Source organism: Acinetobacter sp. D009 (assembly GCF_038562025.1).
Taxonomy (GTDB): Bacteria; Pseudomonadota; Gammaproteobacteria; order Pseudomonadales; family Moraxellaceae; genus Acinetobacter; species Acinetobacter pittii.
Window position 1 is genome coordinate 3,837,588 of record NZ_CP151886.1, and the last position, 6,136, is coordinate 3,843,723.

The following is a 6,136-nucleotide window of genomic DNA, read 5'->3' on the forward strand; positions in this document are numbered from 1 at the left end:
CTCTTTTATGCCAATGTTTCACGTGGAACATAAGCTGGTTTTAGAGTATTAATTTCTACTGAAATATGCACAATTTCATCATGAATGGATAAAGCATGACGAATCTGATCTGCGGTTAAAGAAATATCATCAGTTTCGAGTGCCAAAATACAAGAAAACTTACCTTTCGCGACTTTCCAGACATGAATATCCGTAATTTCAATATATTTAGGAAACTCAGCAATGACTTCACGGATCTCTTCAACCACAGGATGATCCATTTCTGCGTCTAAAAGGGTTTTTCCTGTCTCTTTCATTAATCCCAGAGACCATTTTGCAACCAAAATAGCACCTAAAATTCCTAAAAGTGCATCTAAAAAATCCCATCCGAAATATTTACCTGCGAAAAGTGCAATAATTGCAAAAACAGAAGTTACTGCATCTGCAACTACATGTAAAAATGCAGCTTTTTGGTTTAAATCGTGATGATGATGCCCATGCTCGTGATGGTGATGGTGATGGTGATGGTGATGGTGATGGTGATGGTGATGGTGCCCATCATCGTGAAGTAACCATGCGCAAATCAAGTTAATGACCAAACCTAAAATTGCAATCGGAATCGCTTCATTATAAAAAATTTCAACTGGATTAAATAAACGTTGTATCGACTGAAACGCCATAAAAATGGCGACAACCATCAACAAAATTGCACTGCTATAACCCGCTAAAATCTCGATTTTCCACGTTCCAAAACTAAACCGACGATCTTTGGAATAATGACGAGCCGCACGATAAGCAAAATAGGCTAAACCGAGTGCCAACATATGTGAACTCATATGCCAACCATCAGCCAAAAGTGCCATTGAATTGAAAAACCATCCACCGAATATTTCTAACACCATCATTGATGCCGTTAAAATTGTTGCAATCAAAATACGTTTTTGTGCAAGTGGATTTCCTTCATCAAACTGATGTTGATGATGACGTGATACACTATGATCCTGCATAATATTTAAACCCAATATACTCCCTACCAGTATATTGAATTATACAAGAGAACACAGATGAGTCACATTGGTCAGGATAAAAAAATACTTAATCGTGTAAAACGACTAAAAGGACAAATCAACAGCATTGAGCATGCTGTTGAACAGCCAGATATTTCATGTATAGAAATACTACAACAAGTTGCTGCAATTAAAGGGGCAATAAACGGTTTGATGAGTGAATTGATGGAACAGCATTTACATCATCACGTGCTCAAAGACGCACAAGTTGATCAGAATGAGCTAGATGAGTTTTTAAAGGTTCTAAAAAGATACGGTTAACAAGGTGACTGAATGACACAGCCATGTGCATCATTCAGAATTTTGTAATTATTTTCCAATACAGAATGAACCAAAAATCTTGCCTAATAGGTCATCGGCACTAAAGTCACCGGTAATTTCACCTAAAGCATTTTGGGCAAGACGTAATGACTCAGCAACCAGTTCACCTGCGTTAAACACAACAAGTTGCTCACGTGCTTCTGAAAGATAGAGCTGTGTGCGCTTCATTGCGTCTAAATGACGTGTTCTTGCAATAAAGGTGTCTTCCTCAGGGTGGAAGCCTGCATGCGCTGTAATCGCATCTACGAGGCCTTGTACGCCCATCTCTTGTTTTGCAGAAACGGTTATATGACGGAAACCTTGAAAATCGCTTATTTCAGCTAATTGACCAGTTAAATCGCATTTATTACCAATTAACATTAAACGACGTGGTTCAATATGTTCCGCAAAATACTCTTGAGCGAGTTTTAATGGGTCATCACCTTGGTTTAAATCATAAACCAGCAATAACAAATCAGCTTGTTCAATTTCTTTGATTGCACGACGAATCCCTTCTTTCTCAACGATGTCACCTGTTTCACGAAGACCCGCTGTATCTGTTAAGGTGATTGGTAAACCATTTAAGCTAATTTTTTCATGTAAAACATCACGAGTAGTACCAGCAATATCGGTCACAATTGCACGCTCAACACCAGCAAGTGCATTCAACAAGCTCGACTTACCCGCATTTGGTTTACCTGCAATAACGACTTGCAAACCTTCACGTAGTAATTGACCTTGTCGTGCAGAGGTTTGAACAGCATGTACTGACTGCTGAACATCTTCAAGTAAAGCTAAAATTTTACCATCTGCCAAGAAATCGATTTCTTCTTCAGGAAAATCAATTGCTGCTTCAACATGCAAGCGTAAATGAATCAGTTTTTCTAAAACGGTATTAATTTTTGTTGAAAAAGCGCCTTGTAAAGAGCGAACCGCAGAGCGTGCCGCAGCTTGCGAAGTCGCATCAATCAAGTCGGCAATCGCTTCCGCTTGTACCAAGTCCATCTTGCCATTTTCAAAAGCACGCATGGAAAATTCGCCGGCTTTTGCAGCAATTGCACCAAGCTCAAATAGACGTCCAAGCAAGGTATTTTGGATGACTGGACCGCCGTGACCTTGTAGCTCTACAACATCTTCACCTGTAAACGAGTGAGGATTGGGAAAGCATAGAACAATCCCTTCATCCATAATACTGCCATCAGCATCATAAAATTTACGGAAACCCGCCATACGCGCTTCTGGCAAGTTTTTTTGTGTCAGGTTTTGAGCAATTTCATAAGCCTTAGGTCCAGATAGGCGAATCACGCCCACACCACCACGCCCAGGTGGCGTTGCAATTGCGGCAATCGTGGTTTGACTTTGCATATTATTCACCTAAAAACCTAAAATCCAGCCAAAGAAAAATCCGCCTAAGATTACCATCTTAAGCGGATTTATTCAGCAAAAGTTCAACGATTAAGAAGCTGATTCAGTCTTATTGATACGACTTTTCTCAACGCTCTTATTAATAAACGACTGCTGTAAAATAGTAATACTGTTGTTCACAATCCAGTACAGTACGAGACCGGCAGGGAAGAACAACATAAATACCGTGAACATAATCGGCATAATGCGGAACACTTTTGCCTGCATTGGATCAGCGGGTTGCGGGTTCAACATTTGCTGTGCAAACATGGTAGCACCCATGATTAACGGCAAGATGAACCAAGGATCCATTGCTGACAAGTCTTGAATCCAACCTAACCATGGTGCGTGACGTAATTCCACACTTTCCATGAGTACCCAGTACAAAGCAAGGAAAATTGGCATTTGTAGCAACAATGGTAAACAACCTGAAAGTGGATTTACTTGTTCACGCTTGTATAAAGCCATCATTTCTTGCGAGAAGCGCATACGGTCTTCACCGAACTCTTCTTTCATGCGTTGCATTTCTGGTGCAATCACACGCATTTTCGCCATAGAACGATAACTTTTTGAAGATAAAGGCCACAAGATCATCTTCACCATAATGGTAAGCAAGATGATTGACCATCCCCAGTTGCCCACAATGCTATGGAAGAATTGAAGACCTAAGAACAAGAGTTTAGCAATCGGCCATAACCAACCATAATCAACAGTCTGATTTAAACCAACAGCTAAATCTTTTAATTCAGATTGTACTTTCGGACCTGAATAAAGTTTTGCATCCACTTCCATTGAAGTGCCTGCCGGAACATTAATCACTGGTGAGGTAAAACCAATGATATTCATGTGATCAGCAGATTGACGAGATTCAAGCTTAGCTACATAAGGCTGACCATTAGCTTGAGTCAGCTTAAGGTTTCCAGGAATCCAAGCACTTACAAAATAATGCTGAACAATCGCAACCCATCCACCTTTAGCTTCAGTATTTACTTTTTCTTCTGAGAAATTAGCAAATTTAAGCTTGTTGTAATGTGCATCAGGCGTTCCCCAAGCTCCACCTAAGAAAGTTCCTAGAGTGAAAATACCTTGAGAAGATTTACCTGGATCTTCAGAATTATCGCGCTTTAATTGTCCAAACATCTGACCTTGCCAGCTTTGTTGGCTACGGTTAATGACTTGATGTTTTACAACAATTGGATATTGACCTTGAGTAAAGGTAAAAGTTTTAATAATTTCAACGCCTTCAGGTGTTTTAAATACCATTGGAACGTTTAAAACTTTTTCAGATTGACCCTTTTGGTCCTGTACACCTTTAGCATCAGCCAAAGTATATGATGTCTTTTCAACAGCATATAATGGACGACCACCACGACTACTATCTGGTCCATTCAAACCAATTAAGCCAGATTGAGCAACATATGTACGCTTGGCATCATTTTCAAGCATAACAAAAGGTTGATCGCTGTCTTTGCTTTTGTCGTGTGAGAGTAATTCAATACGAACAATATCACCACCTTTTGGATTAATCCAAATATGGTAAAGGTCAGTTTGTACTGAAATAAGCTGTTGATTCACAGGTGCAGTTGCATCTGTGGTTTGTGACTGCGCAATATTTGCTTGTGGCACATCGGAAGCCACTGTTGCATTTTTAGCATTTGGCAAATCAGCAGATACTTCATGCGAACTTACAGCTGCCGCTTGTTGTTGCGGAGCAGTTGCAGCATTTCCATAATCTTTTTGCCAAGCCAAAATGAGCAAATATGCGGTGACAAACATGGCCCCGAGAATTGCAAACCTGGCCCATTGTTGCATATCTATTACCCCAAATGGTTAGAGAGATTTTGCTTCAGTAAACGATCACGAAAGGGTACAGCAACATGATGCGTTTGAGAATCTATTTGATGAAACGAAATAAAACGAATTGCTTTTGGCGGTACCGGATCATATCCAGATCCTCCCCACGGATGACAACGACATATCCGTTTAGAAGATAACCAAACGCCTTTTATCGCACCATGAGTTTGTAATGCTTCTATCGCATATTGGGAACAAGTCGGGATATAACGACAACGGGGTCCAAGAAGCGGACTAATCGCAATTTGATACAGTCGAATCAACCAACGTAGAAAACGGACCATTGGCTATCTCTTAATTCTGCGAGGTTGTGCCAACTTTAGAATGTTTTTTTGCTAAGCGCTGTAATTTTTGCCAAGCAAAGTCTAATTGTTGATATAGCTCAGCATTCGTAATCGTTTCTATACCAACTTTCGGCATCACCACAACATCTATGTCTGATCCAAAATTCGGCTGATGTAGACGAAAGCTCTCACGAGCAAGACGTTTTATTCGATTTCTTTCATGCGCTCGGCGCACTTTTTTCTTAGCAACAACAATACCCAAACGGCTTTTAGGCTGTTCGGTTAATTTTGCAAGAAATAAAAAATGGGGTTGATGCACTTTAAAAAGCGCACCATCAAATACACTTTTATAATCTGCAGCACAGCGTATTCGCACGTCTGTGCTAAAACTGTAAAGTGTCATCACACCCAAGTCTGGTCAGCGTAACAGTATTAAACAGTTAAGCTATGACGACCTTTTGCACGACGACGAGCTAATACTTGACGACCAGCTTTAGTTGCCATACGAGCACGGAAACCATGAACGCGTTTACGCTTTAATTCAGATGGTTGGAAAGTACGTTTCATATTGAAACTCCCAAAAATGATCTTTCTATAAAGGTCCGCGATTTTATTGTGCAATGTTTACGCTGTCAATGAAAAACCAAGAAAGTTTTGTATTTAACCCAAATTTTTAATCTCTTCTCTTCTTTTTATCACGGTCATAATTCAGTGCAATATATAGCTTTAAAAGTTATACACAAAGTAATTGTCTATTTTTATTAGAACTTTTAATATATACACACCTTATATACATATTTATCAACAAAACAAGATACCATCTTGGTTTGGATTTGCTGTATTTGAATTTAAATTCATATTTTGCAGTTATCCACAAAAGATCTCCACCCTATTAAATAAATTCAAATTTAGAAATTTAAATTTATTCTTATTAGGGATAACTTTTTCTGTGGATTTCGTACTTTTAAATTTAAAAAACATATATTTGAGTTGTTGATAACTCTGTTTTTACTATATTTATGGATTGTGGATAAGTTTATGTGTTAATTTATCCACAGCTTGTGCAAAAAGTTATACACAAGCCATTTTGAATTTAAATTTATTCACAAGAGATTTCTTTTTAGACAAAATCAACTGAAATCGTCATGACAGATGTGGATAACTTGGTTAGAATGGCGACCCCTTCTCATCAGGAAGGGTTAATCTTTAGATTATTTGAATTTAAAAACGCAGAAATAGGGGATACAC

General features: G+C 38.9%; 7 protein-coding genes. 1 reads left to right on the plus strand and 6 read right to left on the minus strand.

The window, feature by feature from the left end; genetic code table 11:
• Nucleotides 1-5: 5 nt before the first annotated feature.
• Complete coding sequence (gene dmeF / locus AAC388_RS18295; protein WP_342371036.1) at nt 6-986, minus strand: CDF family Co(II)/Ni(II) efflux transporter DmeF; 981 nt, start codon at nt 984-986, stop codon at nt 6-8.
• Nucleotides 987-1,043: 57 nt separating this feature from the next.
• Here dmeF and AAC388_RS18300 point away from each other — a divergent pair, with 57 nt between their 5' ends.
• Complete coding sequence (locus tag AAC388_RS18300; RefSeq protein WP_002115414.1) at nt 1,044-1,307, plus strand: metal/formaldehyde-sensitive transcriptional repressor; 264 nt, start codon at nt 1,044-1,046, stop codon at nt 1,305-1,307.
• 48 nt (nt 1,308-1,355) lie between these two features.
• Here the strand turns inward: AAC388_RS18300 and mnmE are convergent, their stop codons facing one another.
• From mnmE to rpmH, 5 genes are all read right to left on the minus strand, one after another.
• Nucleotides 1,356-2,711, minus strand: a complete 1,356-nt coding sequence (mnmE, locus tag AAC388_RS18305; RefSeq protein WP_270945712.1) for a tRNA uridine-5-carboxymethylaminomethyl(34) synthesis GTPase MnmE — start codon at nt 2,709-2,711, stop codon at nt 1,356-1,358.
• 90 nt (nt 2,712-2,801) lie between these two features.
• A complete protein-coding gene (gene yidC / locus AAC388_RS18310; protein ID WP_002115440.1) occupies nt 2,802-4,562 on the minus strand; it encodes a membrane protein insertase YidC in 1,761 nt (586 codons plus the stop codon).
• Between the two features lie 5 nt (nt 4,563-4,567).
• Nucleotides 4,568-4,888 (minus strand): membrane protein insertion efficiency factor YidD, encoded by a 321-nt coding sequence (yidD, locus tag AAC388_RS18315; RefSeq protein WP_003656027.1) that lies wholly within the window; start codon nt 4,886-4,888, stop codon nt 4,568-4,570.
• A 10-nt stretch (nt 4,889-4,898) separates the two neighbouring features.
• Nucleotides 4,899-5,291, minus strand: a complete 393-nt coding sequence (rnpA, locus tag AAC388_RS18320) for a ribonuclease P protein component (RefSeq protein WP_005063921.1) — start codon at nt 5,289-5,291, stop codon at nt 4,899-4,901.
• Between the two features lie 29 nt (nt 5,292-5,320).
• Nucleotides 5,321-5,455 carry a 50S ribosomal protein L34 gene (rpmH, locus tag AAC388_RS18325; protein WP_000831329.1) on the minus strand — a complete coding sequence of 45 codons (135 nt, stop codon included), beginning with the start codon at nt 5,453-5,455 and terminating at the stop codon, nt 5,321-5,323.
• Between the last annotated feature and the right edge of the window lie 681 nt (nt 5,456-6,136).